The organism is Halomonas sp. DP8Y7-3, assembly GCF_019801675.1.
Lineage (GTDB): Bacteria > Pseudomonadota > Gammaproteobacteria > Pseudomonadales > Halomonadaceae > Halomonas > Halomonas litopenaei_A.
The window spans coordinates 241,323-258,570 of sequence record NZ_JAHVIO010000014.1; the positions used below are offsets into that span (position 1 = coordinate 241,323).

General features: G+C 63.5%; 17 protein-coding genes. 2 read left to right on the forward strand and 15 right to left on the reverse strand.

Annotated features, from left to right (window positions below; translation table 11 throughout):
* The first annotated feature begins 157 nt into the window (after positions 1 to 157).
* On the forward strand, positions 158 to 1,825 hold the full coding sequence (locus KUV86_RS15595) for an electron transfer flavoprotein-ubiquinone oxidoreductase (protein ID WP_222485493.1): 1,668 nt from the start codon (positions 158 to 160) through the stop codon (positions 1,823 to 1,825).
* Positions 1,826 to 2,085: 260 nt separating this feature from the next.
* Positions 2,086 to 3,327, forward strand: a complete 1,242-nt coding sequence (locus KUV86_RS15600; RefSeq protein WP_222485495.1) for a dicarboxylate/amino acid:cation symporter — start codon at positions 2,086 to 2,088, stop codon at positions 3,325 to 3,327.
* A gap of 51 nt (positions 3,328 to 3,378) precedes the next feature.
* On the opposite strand, the gene KUV86_RS15605 is transcribed toward KUV86_RS15600, so the two are convergent.
* From KUV86_RS15605 to KUV86_RS15675, 15 genes are all read right to left on the reverse strand, one after another.
* A complete protein-coding gene (locus tag KUV86_RS15605; RefSeq protein ID WP_222485497.1) occupies positions 3,379 to 4,227 on the reverse strand; it encodes a sulfurtransferase in 849 nt (282 codons plus the stop codon).
* Positions 4,228 to 4,322: 95 nt separating this feature from the next.
* Positions 4,323 to 6,578 (reverse strand): ATP-dependent helicase, encoded by a 2,256-nt coding sequence (locus KUV86_RS15610; protein ID WP_222485499.1) that lies wholly within the window; start codon positions 6,576 to 6,578, stop codon positions 4,323 to 4,325.
* Positions 6,578 to 7,114, reverse strand: a complete 537-nt coding sequence (locus tag KUV86_RS15615) for a DUF1285 domain-containing protein (RefSeq protein ID WP_222238173.1) — start codon at positions 7,112 to 7,114, stop codon at positions 6,578 to 6,580. Before KUV86_RS15615 ends, KUV86_RS15610 begins: the two co-directional genes overlap by 1 nt.
* A gap of 104 nt (positions 7,115 to 7,218) precedes the next feature.
* On the reverse strand, positions 7,219 to 8,049 hold the full coding sequence (locus KUV86_RS15620) for a TatD family hydrolase (protein WP_206937443.1): 831 nt from the start codon (positions 8,047 to 8,049) through the stop codon (positions 7,219 to 7,221).
* 97 nt (positions 8,050 to 8,146) lie between these two features.
* Positions 8,147 to 9,145 carry a DNA polymerase III subunit delta' gene (locus KUV86_RS15625; RefSeq protein WP_261397671.1) on the reverse strand — a complete coding sequence of 333 codons (999 nt, stop codon included), beginning with the start codon at positions 9,143 to 9,145 and terminating at the stop codon, positions 8,147 to 8,149.
* Positions 9,136 to 9,813, reverse strand: coding sequence for a dTMP kinase (gene tmk, locus KUV86_RS15630; RefSeq protein ID WP_206937441.1), 678 nt, complete (start codon positions 9,811 to 9,813; stop codon positions 9,136 to 9,138). Before tmk ends, KUV86_RS15625 begins: the two co-directional genes overlap by 10 nt.
* 44 nt (positions 9,814 to 9,857) lie before the next feature.
* A complete protein-coding gene (gene mltG, locus KUV86_RS15635) occupies positions 9,858 to 10,862 on the reverse strand; it encodes an endolytic transglycosylase MltG (RefSeq protein ID WP_222163036.1) in 1,005 nt (334 codons plus the stop codon).
* A gap of 91 nt (positions 10,863 to 10,953) precedes the next feature.
* Positions 10,954 to 11,754, reverse strand: coding sequence for an aminodeoxychorismate lyase (pabC, locus tag KUV86_RS15640; protein ID WP_222485501.1), 801 nt, complete (start codon positions 11,752 to 11,754; stop codon positions 10,954 to 10,956).
* Positions 11,754 to 12,992: a beta-ketoacyl-ACP synthase II gene (gene fabF / locus KUV86_RS15645; protein WP_222238167.1), complete on the reverse strand. Its 1,239-nt coding sequence runs from the start codon at positions 12,990 to 12,992 to the stop codon at positions 11,754 to 11,756. Before fabF ends, pabC begins: the two co-directional genes overlap by 1 nt.
* 244 nt (positions 12,993 to 13,236) lie before the next feature.
* Entirely contained in the window at positions 13,237 to 13,470 is a 234-nt protein-coding gene (acpP, locus tag KUV86_RS15650) for an acyl carrier protein (protein WP_021820799.1), read from the reverse strand.
* Between the two features lie 121 nt (positions 13,471 to 13,591).
* Positions 13,592 to 14,335: a 3-oxoacyl-ACP reductase FabG gene (gene fabG, locus KUV86_RS15655; RefSeq protein ID WP_206937425.1), complete on the reverse strand. Its 744-nt coding sequence runs from the start codon at positions 14,333 to 14,335 to the stop codon at positions 13,592 to 13,594.
* Positions 14,336 to 14,413: 78 nt separating this feature from the next.
* Positions 14,414 to 15,367: an ACP S-malonyltransferase gene (fabD, locus tag KUV86_RS15660; RefSeq protein ID WP_222238166.1), complete on the reverse strand. Its 954-nt coding sequence runs from the start codon at positions 15,365 to 15,367 to the stop codon at positions 14,414 to 14,416.
* 49 nt (positions 15,368 to 15,416) lie between these two features.
* Positions 15,417 to 16,451 (reverse strand): phosphate acyltransferase PlsX, encoded by a 1,035-nt coding sequence (plsX, locus tag KUV86_RS15665; RefSeq protein WP_206937389.1) that lies wholly within the window; start codon positions 16,449 to 16,451, stop codon positions 15,417 to 15,419.
* Between the two features lie 33 nt (positions 16,452 to 16,484).
* On the reverse strand, positions 16,485 to 16,655 hold the full coding sequence (rpmF, locus tag KUV86_RS15670) for a 50S ribosomal protein L32 (RefSeq protein WP_010627954.1): 171 nt from the start codon (positions 16,653 to 16,655) through the stop codon (positions 16,485 to 16,487).
* Between the two features lie 25 nt (positions 16,656 to 16,680).
* Complete coding sequence (locus tag KUV86_RS15675) at positions 16,681 to 17,214, reverse strand: YceD family protein (RefSeq protein WP_206937387.1); 534 nt, start codon at positions 17,212 to 17,214, stop codon at positions 16,681 to 16,683.
* Positions 17,215 to 17,248 lie beyond the last annotated feature (34 nt).

Sequence of the window (17,248 nt, forward strand, 5' to 3'; positions counted from 1 at the left end):
AGCAAGGCGCCCTGCGCTGTGCCAACAGTCGACCATCGTAAGGATGACCTGACGACGCTATTATGCCTATCATGAGTTATACCGTGAAGCAAACGACCGTTTAAAATCTGTAAGACGTTGGTGGCAGCCGGCGTCTTCCTGAGGAGGAAAGCACCAGATGTCAGAACAAGTAGAACGCGACACCATGGAGTTTGATGTGGTCATCGTTGGCGCCGGCCCCTCTGGCCTCGCCGCCGCATGCCGCTTGATGCAGCAAGCCAATGAGGCAGAGCAGGAACTTACGGTGTGCGTTGTCGAGAAAGGCTCAGAGGTCGGCGCTCATATTCTTTCCGGTGCAGTGCTCGAGCCCCGCGCCCTGTTTGAACTGTTCCCCGACTGGGAGGAGCGCGGCGCTCCGCTGTCCACTCCAGCCACCCGCGATGAAGTCTACTTGCTCAAGGACGCCGAGAAGGCCCAGAAACTGCCCAACGCGCTGGTGCCGAAGTCCATGCACAACACCGGTGGCGACCTGACCCGCTATGTCATCAGCGCCGGCAATCTTTGCCGCTGGCTGGCGGAGCAAGCCGAATCACTGGGCGTGGAAATTTTCCCCGGCTTCGCCGCACAGGACGCCATCGTCGAGGATGGTGTGGTCCGCGGCATTCTTATTGGCGATATGGGGGTCGCCGCAGACGGCAGCGAAAAAGGCGGCTACATGCCCGGCATGGAACTGCGGGCCAAGTACACGCTGTTTGCAGAGGGCGCACGGGGCCACATTGGTAAACGCCTGATTCGCGAGTTCCAGCTTGATGCCGGCAAGGACCCCCAGCACTACGGCATTGGCCTGAAGGAGCTGTGGGATGTGCCCGCCGAGCAGCACCAACCCGGCCTCGTCCTGCATGGCTCTGGCTGGCCTCTCGACAAGGACAGTCATGGCGGCTGGTTCCTCTACCACGCCGAGAACCAGCAGGTCGTCGTCGGCCTGATCATGGACCTGGGATACCAGAACCCGTACCTCTCGCCCTTCGACGAATTCCAGCGCATGAAGCACCATCCCGTGCTGAGCCAGCATCTGCAGGGGGGCAAGCGAGTGGCCTACGGCGCCCGCGCGATTGCCAAGGGCGGGCTCAACTGCCTGCCCAAGATGACCTTCCCGGGTGGTCTGTTGATCGGTTGCGACGCCGGCACCCTGAACTTCGCCAAGATCAAGGGCATCCATACCGCCATGAAGTCCGGCCTGGTGGCGGCCGAAAGCGTCTTTGACGCCCTGGCACAGGCCTCTGAAGGTGGCGACGAGCTGAGCACTTTCGAGCACCGCTGGCAGGACAGCTGGGCCTACAAGGAGCTCGAGCAAAGCGCCAGCTTTGGCCCCGCCATTCACAAGTATGGCACCGTCGGCGGCGGCGCCTACAACTTCGTTGATCAGCTTCTTGGCGGCAAGCTTCCACGCGTGCATGACACCACGCCGGATCACGCTGCACTCAAGCCGGCGAGTCAGTTCGAGAAGATCGACTACCCCAAGCCGGATGGCAAGCTGTCCTTCGACAAATCGTCCTCGGTGTTCCTCTCCAACACCAATCACGAGGAAGACCAGCCCTGCCACCTGCGCCTGACCGACCCGGCCATTCCGATTCACAAGAATCTCCCCGAGTACGCCGAGCCCGCACAGCGCTACTGCCCGGCTGGTGTCTACGAAGTGGTCGAAGGTGAAGACGGCAGCCCACGCTTCCAGATCAACTTCCAGAACTGCGTGCACTGCAAGACCTGTGACATCAAGGATCCTGCCCAGAACATTACCTGGGTCGCCCCAGAGGGCGGCGGTGGGCCCAACTACCCCAATATGTGACGCTCGCCTTAGGCGGCACTGCAAGACATCAGCGGACGGGCAAACCCCGTCCGCTTTTTTGTTTCGTGACAAGACATTAACGTCATAACAAATCGGTCTATTGGAACGCTTGCCAAGCGCTTGGCGGCACTCAATAGTGTGCCCCCGCTCATCTGGGCCAGACGCCCTCAACGCTGAGCCAGAGCCACCTCTGTAGACGACTGGCTTGCTCGCCACTCGGGGGGTGAGCCCCAACTCGAACCTCTTCACCGGGAGATAGCATGGCCCATACCCGTCAAATACTGCTGGCCCTGATCCTCGGGATCGTGGCCGGCGGTGGTATCAATCTGTTCATTCCTGAGCTCGCGGCGGCGCTGGATACCCAGCTGCTGACCCCCTTGGGCCAGATCTTCCTGCGCCTGCTGCAGTTCATCGTGGTGCCTCTGGTCTTCTGCGCTCTGGTACTGAGCTTTACCCAGGTGGATCGCAGCGAGAACGTTGGCCGCTACGCCGGCAAACTGCTGCTGCTTTACGTTGTCACCAGCGCCGTCGCTCTGGCCATCGGCATGGGGGTCGCCGCCTGGCTGACACCTGGCCTCGGCGTCGACGGCGCCGGCTCTGCCAGCATCGAGGCAAGGGACCCAACGCCCCTCGCCCAATGGCTTGTGGGCCTGGTACCGAAAAATCCCTTTGAAGCTCTGGCCCAGGCCAACCTGCTGCAGATCATCCTGGCAGCGGCCATGGTTGGCATTGCTGCACGCCAGCTACCGGAGCAGAGCCGCCCCTTGATCGACGTGCTGCAGAGCGGCTACGACATCACCCTGAAGATCCTGTCGATGGTGCTGCGCCTGGCCCCGATCGGGGTGTTTGCCTTGATCGCCTCGGTGGTGGCGACCCAAGGCTTCGACCTGCTACTGAAGCTGGGGCTTTACGTCATCGGTCTGCTTGCGGCCATTGCGGCCATGGCGGTCTTCTACCTGGCGCTGCTGGCCGTTGCCGGTGCGCGCCCCTTGGCCTACCTGCGCCACTTCGGCGAGGCGCTGAGCTTCGCCCTGGGTACGGCAAGTTCCAATGCCACCCTACCCATCGCGCTCAACAACGCCAGAGATTACGGCGCACCCAGTCAGCTGAGCGCCTTTGCCCTACCCTTCGGCACGGCGCTCAAGCGTGATGGTGCCGCGGTGCTGCAAGGCTTCAACGCGCTGTTCGTTGCCCAGCTGTTCGGAGTCGACATCACGCTTACGCTGGCGGCCACCATCTTTGCGACCGGCCTGCTGGTGTCATTCTCCACCGCCGGAGTGCCCGGTGCCGGCCTGGTCGCCATGAGCACCGTGCTGTCTGCCGCAGGCTTGCCGCTGGAAGGCGTTGCGGTCGTGGCCGGCGTGGACCGCTTTACCGATGGCTTCCGCACCGCCTTGAACGTGATGGGGAACACCGCCAACGCCATGCTGCTGGCGCGACTAGAACGGCGCCCTGGCGACGAGGTACCGGCCAGTTCAGCCCCCCGGTCGCCCTCCTCCTGACACCCTCCTACTGACGCCCTCGCCTGCCCCGTCAGCGCTCACCATCCCACGTCAGTCCGGCGATGGTGATGCTGACGGGCCTACCTCGGCGGGCAGCGCCGGATCGCTGCTCCACTCGCTCCAGGAACCGACATAGAGCCGGGGCAGCGGACGTCCGGCAAGCCGATAGGCCAGCAGGTTATGACAGGCGGTCACCCCAGAACCGCAATAGGCGACGATGCTATCGGCCTGGGGCAATTCGCGGTCGAGCGCCTCGGCCGGCTTGAAGCGTCCATGTTCGTCCAGATTCAGGCTGCAGGGCCGGCTGACGGCGCCGGGTATGTGGCCCGCGCGGGGGTCCAGCGGCTCCACTTCACCGCGAAACCGCTCTCCTGCCCTGGCATCCACCTTCAGCACCTCGCTTGCCACCAGCTCATTCAGGGAGACGATGCCGCTGGTGTCGAACTCAGGCTGCCAGCTCGACGGCTCCCGCGGAGCAGCCTCGCCAACCTCCCAGTCCCCGGCAATCTCTTCCCAGGCGCCCAGGCCGCCATCCAGCAGCCTGACATGGGGGTGACCCGCCCATATCGACAGCATCCACCAGGCCCGTGCAGCGGCCAGCTGACCGGAGGTGTCATCCACCACTACCAGCGGCTGCTGTGGCGATACCCCGAGCCGCTGCAGGGAGGCGGCAAAATCGCTTTGGGTGGGCAGCGGGTGCCGCCCGCCAGGACCGTCGCTCGGACCGGATAGATCACGGTCCAGGTCGAGATGCAGGCTACCCGGCACGTGGGCCTGTCGCCACAACGCCGCGCCAGCCTGGGGATCTCCAAGCCGAACCCGACAGTCCAGCACGAGCGGCGGTGTCTCGCTTTCCAGCGCCTGGCGCAGGGTCTCGGCATCGATCAATGGATGCACCATGGCGAACTCCGTTTCGACAAAGGAACCGACAGCATAGGCGTTGCCGTCCACAACGCCAACGTCACAGGCTAGCGTCACCCTTGGAAGACGGACGCTCAGGCGGGATGGCCCAGCCGCTCGATGGGGGCACGGCGAGCGATCAGTCGGCGCTTGCCGGCGTGGTCAAAACGCACTTCGATGACCGGATTGGCAGGATCTCCTTCGACGACGGCGACCTCGCCGTCACCAAAGACCCCATGGCGAACACGCTCACCGACACGATACTCGCCGTCAGCGCGGGCCCGCTCCGCCGCGGAGAGCGTCAGGCTCTGACCGATCGCCGCCAGGTAGCGCTGGATCAGAGCCGGCGCCGCCACCTTGAGAGGCTCCGACGCTGCCGGCGGCGCTTCACTGGTGCCAGCATACAGAGCCTCGGCCACCGCGCTGGCGTCCTGGCAGGCGCTTTCCTGAATGAAACGACTCGGCCGGTGGTCGCCACCGTCATGCAACACGACCAGCCGCTCGATGGCGCGGGTAATGGCGACGTAGTACAGGCGACGCTCTTCCTCGAGCCGTTGAGGCGATAGCGGGTTGTCGCGACTGTAGTGCGGGAAGTCTTCTTCATTGACGGAGCCGACGATCACCAACGGCCATTCCAGTCCCTTGGCGCCATGCACGGTATTGATCAGCACGCCCTGTTCCTGGTTTTCCACCGGCCGTCGCAACAGCTCGATGAAGGTGGCGACGTCCTTGACCTCGCGCGCCTGCTCGATCAGCACGTCGAGCAGGCGCACATCCTCTTCGCCCTTGTCACGTCGCGATGCGGCTCGCTTGAGCACCTTTTCGGCCTCGACTTCGGCAACAACGTGCTCCAGCAGCGCATCCGCACTCAGGCGCGACAGTCGAGGCAGCTCGCACAGCAGCGCCCAGCGACGCTTCAGCGTGCGCTTCTGATGAGGCTTGAGTCGCTCAAGCAGGGCGTCACCCGGCCCCGGCCAAGCCTGGGTCTCGGCCAGGCGCTGTACCAGCGAGGACAGCACCTCCCGGGGCACAAAGCAGGTCGGCTGGGCGAACATCGGCATCAACGCGGCAGGATCGCGCAGCTGCTCCGGCCACAGGGCAAGGGATAGATAACCGGCCAGGGCCTCGACCAACGGAAGCCGAAAGACGAACCGGTCCTCGCGGGCCAGGCGAAAGGGAATGCCTTCTCGCAACAGCGCCAGCTGCAGCGGCACCGACAGGGTCCAGCTGCGCACCAGCAGGCAGGCGTCGCTGAGACAGCGGCCCTGCTGCTGCCACGCCGCCAGTGTCTCCAGAAAGGCACTCGCGCCTCGGGCCACCGACAGGCTGGTCTGCGGCGTGCTGGGCCCGGCGATACACAGCTGGTCCGCCCCCCGGCCATTGCCGGCAATGGCGTGATTGGCGGCCAGGGCCAGGGCATGACCATGACGAAAGGTGGTGGACAGCGGGTAGTCGGTCGCCGCGCCAAATACCTGGGTAAAGTTATCGAGCATGGCGTCGGGATGCGCCCCTCGCCACTCATAGATGCACTGGTTGGCATCTCCCACGGCCATGACATCTGCCCGGGCACCGGCAAGCACTGCCAGCAACCGCTGCTGGGCAGCATTGATGTCCTGGTATTCATCGATAATGACGTGGTCGAGAAACCCCTGCACGCGACGCCGCAACCCCTCGTCTCCTTCCAGTGCCAGCAAGGGACGGAACAGCAGATCCGAGTAGGTCATGACGCCATTGTCGGCCATCAGGGTTTCGAGACAGTGAAAGGCACTGACAAAATGGCGGGTTCCATCGCCAAGCTCGAGTCGCTCATACAGTATCTGGGGCTCGATGACCTCGGCCTTGGCCAGCGCGCAGAAATGCGCCAGCTCCTCGATGCGATCTGGCTCCAGCGCCGCGTCGCGGTCTTCGTCGACGTCTTCCAGGGCCTGAAGGGTCGCTTGACGTAACAGCCGCTCCTGCTGCCAGTCGGCGGTCAGCAGTTCCCGTCGAGGCAAGGCGCCCCAGCGCACCAGACTGGACGTCAGTCGATGGCCGAGGGAATGGAAGGTGCGCACCTCGGGCAACTCGATACCCGCCGGCGCCATCGCGGCCAAGCGCTGCTGGAAGTCTTCCCGCGCGGCTCGGTTGAACATCAGCACCATCATGCGCCGAGCCTGGGCGCCACCGGCCAGCAGGTGCAACACCCTGGCGACCAGCGTGGTGGTCTTGCCGGCACCGGCGACCGCCGCCACCCTGGCATGACCGCGCTGATGTGACACCACGGCCTGCTGCTCCGGGGTTAGCGTCGACCACAGCGTGCCCGCTTGAGCGTCCGCGGAAGAAGAGGGAAACCTATCACCAACAGCAGACATCAGCGCGACTCGCCCTCCAGCCGCCCCAACGGCTGCCAGACACCCTCACTATGGATGCCCAGATCCGCCTCCTTCACCTCAGCAAGCTCCACCAGCCGATAGAACACGTTGCGTCCGAGACGCGCACTCAGTCCGAACGGCAGTCCCACCTCTGGCACCCACTCCCCCATGGGCGTGGTGGTCAGGGTCAGCCGCGCCGCTTTCCCCAGACTCACACGCTCGCCCACATTGGTCGTCAGCCACCAGCATGGGTCGACATAGTCGGCATCCACCACGACGAACGCGGTGTCCTCCACCCGTATTCGCCACTTCTCGACCGGAGTGACCAGATAGTACTGACCGTCTGACTCACGCCGTAGGATGCGTGCAAAGAGCCTGACCAGCTCAGGACGCTCGATATCACGGCCTTCGTGCACCCAACGACCATCACGGGTGATGACCAGATCCATCTCGCCGCTGAGCGCGGGAGCCCACTCGTCCAGGGGCGGACGCTCGCCAAATTCGGCAATGCCTTGGAGGATGTGATCCAGTCGCATGAACGTGTTCTCCCTAACGCCTACTCGATAAAAACAGGCGGCTACTCAATGAAGACAGGCGCCGACTCGATAAACACGGGCGGCTACTCATTGAAGACGGCCAGCTATTCGACGAAGCCAGCATCACGTAAGGCCTGCTTGATTTCCTCCGGCGCCTCGGGGGCTGCCGCAGGAAACAGACGATAGAAGTTGGCGGTGGTCTGCATGGCCACCTCCTCGACACTGATCCCCCGCTCGTCGGCGATACACTGGGCCACTTCGACCACCCAAGCCGGTTCATTAGGCTTGCCGCGGTGTGGCACCGGAGCCAGATAAGGACTGTCGGTCTCGATCAACAGACGATCGAGAGGAACCCGGCGGGCCACCTCTTTCACCTGCTTGGCGTTGCGGAAGGTGACGATCCCTGACAGCGAGATGTAGAACCCTAGCCGCACGGCTTCCCTGGCCATATCCAGGTCTTCAGTGAAGCAGTGCAGCACCCCACCTACCGAGGGGTCGCTATGCTCGCGCATCAGGGCCAGCGTTTCCTCCCGCGCCTCACGCGTATGAATCACGATCGGCAGAGATAGCTCGGTCGCCGCCTTGAGATGACGAATAAAGCGCTCTCGCTGCACATCGACCGGTACGCTGTCGTAATGATAGTCGAGGCCGGACTCGCCAATCGCGACCGCTTGATGCGCCTTGGCGCAGGCAACGATATCGGCAACCGTGGGCTCGTGCTCGACCGAATGCAGCGGATGCACGCCTACCGACATGACGACGTCAGCATGCCGGGCCCGAATGGCGGCAAGATTCTGCGCTCCCTCAAGGGTCACACTGATCGCCAGGAACTGCTGCACACCACGCTGACGCGCCGCCTCCAGGGCGGCGTCGAGATCTCCTCCGTGGGTATCCTCGGAAAGGCGATCGAGATGGCAATGGGAATCTATGAACATCGGAATCTCTTGTCGGACACTGACAGCAGGCAGGGATCACCCGACCAGGTGAGCGCCGCCTGCTCGGTAAAGTGATATCAACGCACGTTGACGCCGTTCAGGAGCGCAACAGGGCAGCCCAGCGCACCAGCCAGGCTTCGAGCACCAGTTGGGGATTGGGGTTGCCCCCCTCGGCCAGCAGCCGACGCTGCTCACGGGCGTAATCTAGCAGGCGAAACCAGTCCCGGACCCGGGCATTCTTGACGGCCTGCCGATACAGCGGCGCCAGATCCGGGTTGCGCAGCTCCGAGGCTTCTCCGGAAAGGCCGAGACGAATCAAGTCCTCGAGCCAGGCGATACCGTACCACAGGATGGCATCGATGGCCTGGCGGTCCAGGCGTGCCGCCTCGGCCACCGGCTCGGCGCCTCGCACCAGGGCATCAAAGGTTTCATGCAGCTGCTGGCGCAGGCTGCGTGACCCTGGCTCGGCCAGCTCACGGGCGGCCAGCGGCAAGCCTCCGGCCGCGCGAAACCAGAAACGCGCTTCCTCGTCGGAGCCAAGCTCACGGGACAACCATGGCAGGCATTCCTCCAACGCGGGGGGCTTCAAGCTCCACTGCTGGCAGCGAGAACGAATGGTCGGCAGCAAATGGGACGGCATATCGGACACCAGCACGAACAGGGTATCCTCACCCGGCTCCTCGAGGCTTTTCAGCAATGCGTTCGAGGCGGCCACGTTCATCGCCTCTGCAGGACGAATCTCGATCACCCGACGCCCGCCTTGCTGGGCCGTCTGCGAAACGAAGGCATTGACCTGACGAATCGGGTCGATGCGGATCATTCGCTTGCCCTCGTCAGGCGTCACGCGCAGCAGGTCAGGATGGTAGCCTGCCGCCAGCATATGACAGCCGTGACAGTGGCCGCAGGCCGTCTCGCCAGGTGCAGCACAAAGAGCACGGGCGATAAGCGCTTCTGCCAGGGTCTGCTTGCCAAGCCCACGAGGTCCCGACAGCAGCACCGCGTGGGGCAGCCTTGCGCTGTCCATCAACCTCACCAACTCCTGCCAGCGCGGCATCAGCCACGGCATCGGCTCGGCCATGGCATGCCTTACGTCCATTGCTGCACTCGCTCGTCCAGCACCAGGCGGATACGCTGCTGGACCATGTCCAGACTGCCGTCGGCGTCGATGGTCGCCACCCGCCGTGAATCCTGCTCAGCCCGCGCGAGATAGGCCAGGCGCACCCGCTCAAAAAAGTCGCGCTGCTCCTGTTCAAAACGATCGCGCGAGGTCTTGGTGCGATCCAGCCGCGCCGCAAGGCGCTGCTCGGCGACCTCTAACGGCATATCGAGCAGCAGCGTCAGGTCGGGAGTCAGCTCCGCCTGCACCAGCCGCTCAAGCAGCGCAATACGTTCAAAGGACAGCCCTCGACCTCCACCTTGATAGGCAAAGGTGGCATCGGTAAAGCGATCGCAGACCACCCAGGCACCCCGCGCCAGCGCCGGACGTATCCGCTGAGCGAGATGCTGCGCCCTGGCGGCGAATACCAGCAGCAGCTCGGCATCGCTGTCCAGGGGTTCCTCGGCGGCCGCCAGCAGCAGCTCACGTATGGCTTCGGCCCGCGGCGTGCCGCCGGGCTCTCGGGTCTGCACCACCTCGATACCGCGCGCCTCGAGCTCGGCAACCACGAAGGAGACGTTGGTGGACTTGCCGACCCCCTCTCCTCCTTCCAGGGTGATGAAACGACCGCGCGGCAACCCGGCCTTTTCTTGCTTGTCGTGAGTCATGAAGCACCGTAGTGGAAACAGGGGATCAACCCATGGCGCTATCGTCAGCGGCCACGAATGTAACGGTTGACGGCGTTGTTGTGTTCGCGAAGGGTCCGCGAGAAATGATGCGTGCCATCCCCTTTCGCCACGAAATACAGGGTCTCGCCCTCGGCCGGATGCACCGCTGCCTCAATGGCGGCACGCCCTGGAAGCGCAATGGGCGTCGGCGGCAGGCCATCGATGACATAGGTGTTGTAAGGGGTGGCTTCACGCAGATCGGCACGGGTGATGTTGCCCTCATAGCGCTCTCCCATGCCGTAGATGACCGTGGGGTCCGTCTGCAGCCGCATACCGCGCTCCATCCGTCGCTTGAACACGCCAGCGATCTCGCGACGTTCCTCGGGAGCACCGGTCTCGCGCTCGATCAATGAAGCCATGATCAACGCCTCATACGGCGTCGCCAGCGGCAGGTCGTCGTCGCGCTCGGCCCAGGCGCCGGCTAGCAGGTCATCCATCTGTTTCATGGCCTGACGCAGGATTTCCAGGTCCGACACTCCCTTGTGATAGGTGTAGGTGTCTGGAAAGAAGCGCCCTTCAGGGTGATCACCCTCTCGCCCAAGCTCTGCCATGAGGTCATCGCTGGACATGTCGGTCGTCAGGTGGGCCAGCTTTTCGGCACCGTCGAGAGCGTCGCGCATCTGCTGAAAGGTCCAGCCTTCCGGAATCGTCACGCTATAGGTCACGACATCGGCGCTGGCCAGTTTATCCAGCACCTGCATGCCGCTCATGCCCGGCTCCAGCAGATACTCGCCGACCTTGAGCGACGGCACGCGATCGGGCTCGATCCGAGTCAGCAACTTGAAGGCCCAGGCATCGGCCAGCACGCCCTGCTGTTCAAGCTCACTCACCACGCGGTTGAATCCGTCGCCGGGAGAGACCTCGTACAGCATGGGCTGGTCCAGCGTAATCTCGGCCCCAAGGCGCTGCTGCCAGTACTGATAACCACCAAACATCGCGGCGGCACCCAGCACCACAAGAATCAACAGAGCTTTCAGCGCTGTGCGCATGATCATTCCTTATCAGGTTGCGCCGATTCGACGCAGGTCAACATCCGTTGGCACCGCATGAGGGGGAAGCGGAGGGAAAGCCAGCGGCATCTCAATAACCCAGCAGGGCGTGCGCCTGCTGCTGAAACTGGCAGCTACCGGACGGCGTGACCGTCCAATGCGATAGTTGCCGCCCTTGGCTGTCACTCAGCTGCTTGACCGGCCAGACACCCTGGACGCTGTTGCCCACCCACAGCGACGCTCCCGCCTGTAGTTGATCGACGTCCAGCGGCGCCTCGCTGACCGCTCCGGCCGCGATCAAGGCCTGGCGCAGCGTGCCCGCCACGCCGCAGCGATCGAGTGGCGGCGTCACCACAGGAGCCTCTTCAGACGCTCGCAAGAACACGTTCATGGCGGTCGCTTCCACTACCGCGCCATGCTCATCCAGCATCAGACCCTCGGCGATCTCGGTGTCGTGCCATTCATTGCGTGCCAGGACATTCTCCAGACGCGCCAAGTGCTTGATGCCCGCCAGCGCCGGCTGTGCGGCCAGCCGCAGCCGGCAGAGGCGCACCTGCACGCCCTCGTGCCAACGCCGGGCGTCCGGCGTGAATGAAGACCAGGTCGACACCAGGCGCGGAGTCACCGACGGGGGGGGCGCATAGCCTCGGCCACCGCTACCGCGGGTATACACCAGCTTGAGCACCCCCAACCCCGGGCCGCAACATGCCAGGCTGTCGGTCAGCTCGGCCGACCCCGGAGGCGGCAGACTCAGCGCTCGACACCCTCGCAGCAACCGATCCACGTGCTCGGCCCACAGAAGCGGCCGGCCATCACGCACCAGAATCGTCTCGAACAGGCCGTCACCATAAGCAAGCCCCCGATCGCTCAGGGGCAGCACGGGCTCTTCCATTACACCTTCTTGAACACCAGGGTGCCGTTGGTGCCGCCGAACCCAAAGGAGTTGGACAGCGTGACATCCACCTTGGCATCGCGAGCGGTGTGCGGAACGTAATCCAGCACGCAGCCTTCCTGGGGGTTGTCCAGGTTGATGGTCGGCGGCAGCGCCTGATCACGGATCGCCAGGATGCTGAAGACGGCCTCTACGGCACCGGCGGCCCCCAGCAGATGACCGATCATCGACTTGGTGGAACTGACGGCCACCTGATTGGCCGCCGCACCCATGACCTTCTCGACCGCGCGACTCTCGGCAAGGTCACCGGCAGGCGTCGAGGTACCGTGAGCGTTCACGTAGTTGATCTCGGAGGCATCGATACCGGCATCCTTGATGGCGTTGGCCATGGAGGCCGCCGCACCACGACCATCTTCCGGTGGCAACGTCATATGGTAGGCGTCATCACTCATGCCGAAACCGATCAGCTCCGCGTAGATGGTGGCGCCACGGGCCTTGGCATGCTCGTACTCTTCCAGGACCACCACGCCAGCGCCGTCGGAGAGCACAAAGCCATCGCGATCCTTGTCCCAGGGGCGGCTTGCCGACTGGGGATCGTCGTTGCGCGTCGACAGCGCACGAGCGGCCGAGAAACCACCAAGACCCAGCGGCGTGGTCGCCATCTCGGCGCCACCACAGACCATCACATCGGCATCGCCGTAGGCAATCGTGCGGGCACTGTAGCCGATGTTGTGAGTGCCGGTGGTGCAGGCCGTGGTGATGGCAATATTGGGACCGCGGAAGCCGTGCTGAATCGCCAGGTTGCCGGAGATCATGTTGATGATGGACCCCGGCACGAAGAACGGCGAGATACGCCGGGCGCCACTCTTGTTCAGCGCGTTGTGATTGTGCTCGATCATCGGCAAGCCGCCAATGCCCGAGCCGATGGCTACACCGATGCGGTCGGCATTTTCGTCGGTGCACTCGATGCCCGCATCCTCAATCGCCTGAGCGCCTGCCGCAATCCCGTACTGGATGAACAGGTCCATCTTCCTGGCATCCTTGGGATTGAGATAGGGGCTGATGTCGAAGTTCTTCACCGAGCCGCCAAAGCGGGTATTGAAGCCGCTGACATCGAAGTGCTCGATGGGCGCGATACCGCTCTTGCCGGACAGAATGCTGTCCCAGCTTTCCTTGACGGTGTTGCCCACCGGCGTGACCAGACCAAGGCCGGTCACCACTACCCTTCTGCGAGCCATCAGCTTTCCTCCAGACTTCCTTGAAATTGCGGCCCTGCCCTCAGGGGACCGTCGGTTGCGCGCATTATACCCGAGACAGATGCCACTGTGCTCCCCCCGGCAACCTGGTTCGAGGCTACCTGGCCGACCACGCAAAAGCCGCCCTGGAATAACCAGAGCGGCTCATGGGGGAGTAGACTCCCCGGCCTTTCAGCAAGCGGACATATCCGCCACCGCAAGACCGACTCGACGTATCGAGACGGGCTTACTGGTTGGCGTTGACGTAGTCGATCGCTTCCTGAACGGTGGTAATTTTCTCGGCTTCTTCGTCAGGAATTTCGGTGTCGAATTCCTCTTCCAGCGCCATCACCAGCTCAACGGTGTCCAGGGAATCAGCGCCCAGGTCCTCGGTGAAGGAAGATGAGTTCTGAATATCTTCTTCCTTGACGTTCAGGCGCTCTGCTACAACTTTCTTCACGCGCTCTTCGATGGTGCTCATTTAGACATACTCCAGTCGTTCACGTTAGCCGTTCTGATGACCAGCTGGTTAATTCCGCAACTAAACTGCGGGGTAGTTTATAGACCCCTTGGGGTCGACGCAACACACGCAGAGCGTGCATTTAACGCATGTTCATGCCGCCATTGACGTGCAGGGTTTCACCAGTGATATAGCCTGCGCCCTCACTGGTCAAGAAGCCTACCGCAGCAGCGATCTCTTCGGGTTTGCCCAGACGAGCCAATGGCACCTGCCCCTTGAGCTTGTCCTGCTGCTCGTCAGACAGTGCATCGGTCATGTCAGTGGCAATGAAGCCCGGCGCCACGGCGTTGACCGTGATATCCCGAGATGCCACTTCGCGCGCCAGGGCGCGAGTAAACCCTTCCATGCCAGCCTTCGCGGCAGCATAGTTGCTTTGACCGGCGTTGCCCATGGTGGCCACCACGGAGCTGATCGACACGATACGCCCCCAGCGAGCCTTGCTCATGCCGCGCAGGCAGGCCTTGCTGAGACGATAGACGGACTTCAGGTTGGCATCCAGCACGCCGTCCCACTCATCCTCTTTCATGCGCATCAGCAGGTTGTCACGGGTGATGCCAGCATTGTTGATCAGGATCGTCGGCGCACCGAATTCGTCATTGATGGACTTCATCAGTGCTTCGATGCTGGCCATGTCGGTCACGTCCAGGCGGCGGCCCGCCCCCTGAATGCCCTGCTCCTTGAGGTCCGCGTCGATGCGGTCTGCACCAGCATCAGACGTGGCGGTGCCAATCACAATGCGACCCTGCCGACCCAGCTCGTGGGCAATGGCTCGGCCAATCCCGCGACTGGCTCCGGTGATCAGGGCGACTCTAGGCTCGGTTGTCATGGTCACTTCCATTGCTTGGTCATTGCTGCCCGGCTTCTTGCCGGGCCAAAAGGCGACGCGTCAGGGCGTCAGCCACCGTCAAACCGCGGGCACCTCACGCGCCAGCTCAAGCGCCGCAGCAAGGCTGTCGGGGTCATTCACCGCCAGCCCGCGCGTACCGCGAGAAATGCGCTTGTTCAGCCCTGTCAGCACCTTGCCAGGCCCGCACTCGATAAAGACGTCAGCGCCATCCGCCACCATCTTCTCGACACAGGAGACCCAGCGCACCGGCTGATACAGCTGCTCGACCAGCCGTGTGCGCAGCGTCGCCACGTCCGCGTGAGCCTGCGCGTCCACGTTCTGGATCACGGTATAGCGGGGCGCCTTCAACTCGACCTCGGCCAAGGCCTGCTCGAGCTTCTCGGCCGCAGGGCGCATCAAGGCACAGTGAGACGGCACGGATACCGGCAGCGGCATAGCGCGCTTTGCCCCGGCCTCCTGACACGCCGCAATGGCACGCTCTACGGCCGCCTTGCTGCCCGCAATCACCACCTGACCGGGTGCATTGTAGTTGACCGCCGAGACCACGTCGCCTTCAGCGGCGGACGCACAGGCCTGCTCTACCGCAGCGTCGTCCAGCCCAAGAATGGCCGCCATGGCGCCCTGCCCCGCAGGCACCGCCTGCTGCATGGCCTCGCCGCGCAGACGCACGAGACGAATACCTTCTGCAAACGGCAGCGCTCCAGCGCACACCATGGCGCTGTACTCGCCGAGACTGTGGCCAGCCATGGCACCGGGGCGAGGCCCTTCAAGCTCCTGCCAGACACGCCAGATGGCCACGCTGGATGCCAGCAGCGCTGGCTGCGTGCATGCCGTTGCATTCAGCGACTCTTCCGGCCCCTCCTGGACCACCTGCCAAAGGTCATAGCCCAGTGCCTCGGAGGCTTCCTCGAAGGTGGTTCTCACCACGCTGTAGCGTTCGGCGAGATCGCGCAGCATGCCGATCTGTTGCGACCCCTGCCCAGGGAAGATGAGGGCAAGCGGTTGTGTCATCTTGATCACCTATGCTCTTGTTGGCTGCCGCCCGGCACCACGCCCACCCTCAGCGGGTACGCGTCCGTGCCAAACGACGATGGTCGAGCTCGGCGTGCAGCCGGCTCGGCAAGTCACGGCGCACCTCCTGGGACGCGCGTCTCAGGGCGTAGTGAAAGCCCTGGGCGTCACAGCTGCCATGACTCTTGATCACGATCCCGGCCAGCCCAAGCAGACTGGCGCCATTGTAGCGAACGGGATCCAGTTCGCTCTTCAATCGTTTAAGGGCTGGACGCGCCAGCAGCCCCACCAGACGACTACCCCAGTGCGCCTCGAAGGTGGCTTGAACGCGCCTGACCAGCATCTTGGCCAGCCCCTCGCTGGCCTTGAGCAGCACATTGCCGACAAAGCCATCGCAGACCACGACGTCTGCCTCGCCGGCAAACACGCCATCGCCCTCGATAAACCCCAGATAGTTGAGCCCAGGCAGCTGTCGCAGCATGGCATCAGCGTCCTGGACCACGGCAGAACCCTTCGTGGATTCAACGCCGACATTCAACAGCGCGATCCTCGGGGCGACCAGGCCATCAACGTGGCGGGCCATAATATCGCCCATCAGGGCAAAGTCCACCAATCGCTCTGCCGAAACATCGACATTGGCACCCAGGTCAAGCAAATAACAGCGCCCATCATCCCGCGTCGGGATGGCGGTGCTGATGGCAGGCCTCGGGACGCCGGGCACCATTCCCAGCGCTCGGCGCGACAGCGCCATCAGAGCGCCGGTGTTGCCCGGACTCACCCCAACCGCTGCATCACCTGCTGCAACACTCTCCAGCATACGCGCCATGCTCGAACGGCCACCGCTTCGCAGCGCCTGGGAGGCGCGCATATCGGCGGCGATGACGTCTGGGGCATCACAGAGGTGCAAATGCGACGCCGCCGCGACCAGAGGCCGCGGCAGGCGTGAGATCTCATCTTCCAACAGGGCCTTGGGGCCAAACAGCTGGATATCGATCTGGGGGTCTTCGATGACAGCGCTGGCCGCGCCTGCCACGGTGGCGCGAGGACCTTTGTCCCCACCCATGGCATCAACGGCGATCCGCATTACGGCGGCCAGCGAGTATCAGCCGTTGTCGACTTATACGTCGACAACCTTGCGACCACGGTAGAAGCCGTCCGGAGACACGTGGTGACGCAGGTGAGTAGTACCAGTTTCCTTGTCCTGGGACAGGGTCGGCGCGCTCAGGGCGTCGTGGCTACGACGCATGCCGCGCTTGGAACGAGTCTTACGGTTCTGTTGAACTGCCATGGGAAATCACTCCACAAAATATCGATCAGGTATCGGTGTTGCCCTTGAGGCGCTTGAGCACGTCAAAGGGGCTGCCAGAGGGCGCTTCCGAAACTTCGGCCTCTGCCCCGCTGCTCAGCTGGTCGCGCGAGACAGGACACTCTGACTCGTCGTGGTAGACCACCTGGGGCAGACTGAGGATCAGTTCATCCTCGATCACACCCAGGAGATCCAGCTGTTCATTTTCCACCAGCACCGGCTCATGGGTGCTAGGCAGGTCCGCGGCCAGGTCGTCACTGCTGACGAGCCCGAGCAGGAAGTCGCTTGCGACATGTTGAGCCATGGGCTCGAGGCAGCGGCGACAGGGCAGCTGCAATTCGGCCTCCAGGCGCCCCCGGATCACCCGACGCCCTTGGGCGTCGATGGCGAATTCCAGCCACGCGCTGGCATCGCCCTGCTGAGCGCCGACTTCGTCGGTCAAGCGACTCATTTCGGCCAGTGCCACCAGGCCTTCAAGGTGTTCGGCTTGGGCTGCGAGCTTATAGGGCTCGACCCGGCCGGGCAATCGTGAGGTCAACATAGGCGCGCAATGATAGGCACTCGTCTGCCCCCTG

Excerpts from the sequence above, each read along its gene's own strand:
- KUV86_RS15595 (WP_222485493.1), top strand. The coding sequence starts at position 158 with ATGTCAGAACAAGTAGAACGCGACACCATGGAGTTTGATGTGGTCATC.
- KUV86_RS15600 (WP_222485495.1), top strand. The coding sequence starts at position 2,086 with ATGGCCCATACCCGTCAAATACTGCTGGCCCTGATCCTCGGGATCGTG.
- KUV86_RS15605 (WP_222485497.1), bottom strand. The coding sequence starts at position 4,227 with ATGGTGCATCCATTGATCGATGCCGAGACCCTGCGCCAGGCGCTGGAA.
- KUV86_RS15610 (WP_222485499.1), bottom strand. The coding sequence starts at position 6,578 with ATGTCTGCTGTTGGTGATAGGTTTCCCTCTTCTTCCGCGGACGCTCAA.
- KUV86_RS15615 (WP_222238173.1), bottom strand. The coding sequence starts at position 7,114 with ATGCGACTGGATCACATCCTCCAAGGCATTGCCGAATTTGGCGAGCGT.
- KUV86_RS15620 (WP_206937443.1), bottom strand. The coding sequence starts at position 8,049 with ATGTTCATAGATTCCCATTGCCATCTCGATCGCCTTTCCGAGGATACC.
- KUV86_RS15625 (WP_261397671.1), bottom strand. The coding sequence starts at position 9,145 with ATGGACGTAAGGCATGCCATGGCCGAGCCGATGCCGTGGCTGATGCCG.
- tmk (WP_206937441.1), bottom strand. The coding sequence starts at position 9,813 with ATGACTCACGACAAGCAAGAAAAGGCCGGGTTGCCGCGCGGTCGTTTC.
- mltG (WP_222163036.1), bottom strand. The coding sequence starts at position 10,862 with ATGCGCACAGCGCTGAAAGCTCTGTTGATTCTTGTGGTGCTGGGTGCC.
- pabC (WP_222485501.1), bottom strand. The coding sequence starts at position 11,754 with ATGGAAGAGCCCGTGCTGCCCCTGAGCGATCGGGGGCTTGCTTATGGT.
- fabF (WP_222238167.1), bottom strand. The coding sequence starts at position 12,992 with ATGGCTCGCAGAAGGGTAGTGGTGACCGGCCTTGGTCTGGTCACGCCG.
- acpP (WP_021820799.1), bottom strand. The coding sequence starts at position 13,470 with ATGAGCACCATCGAAGAGCGCGTGAAGAAAGTTGTAGCAGAGCGCCTG.
- fabG (WP_206937425.1), bottom strand. The coding sequence starts at position 14,335 with ATGACAACCGAGCCTAGAGTCGCCCTGATCACCGGAGCCAGTCGCGGG.
- fabD (WP_222238166.1), bottom strand. The coding sequence starts at position 15,367 with ATGACACAACCGCTTGCCCTCATCTTCCCTGGGCAGGGGTCGCAACAG.
- plsX (WP_206937389.1), bottom strand. The coding sequence starts at position 16,451 with ATGCGGATCGCCGTTGATGCCATGGGTGGGGACAAAGGTCCTCGCGCC.
- rpmF (WP_010627954.1), bottom strand. The coding sequence starts at position 16,655 with ATGGCAGTTCAACAGAACCGTAAGACTCGTTCCAAGCGCGGCATGCGT.
- KUV86_RS15675 (WP_206937387.1), bottom strand. The coding sequence starts at position 17,214 with ATGTTGACCTCACGATTGCCCGGCCGGGTCGAGCCCTATAAGCTCGCA.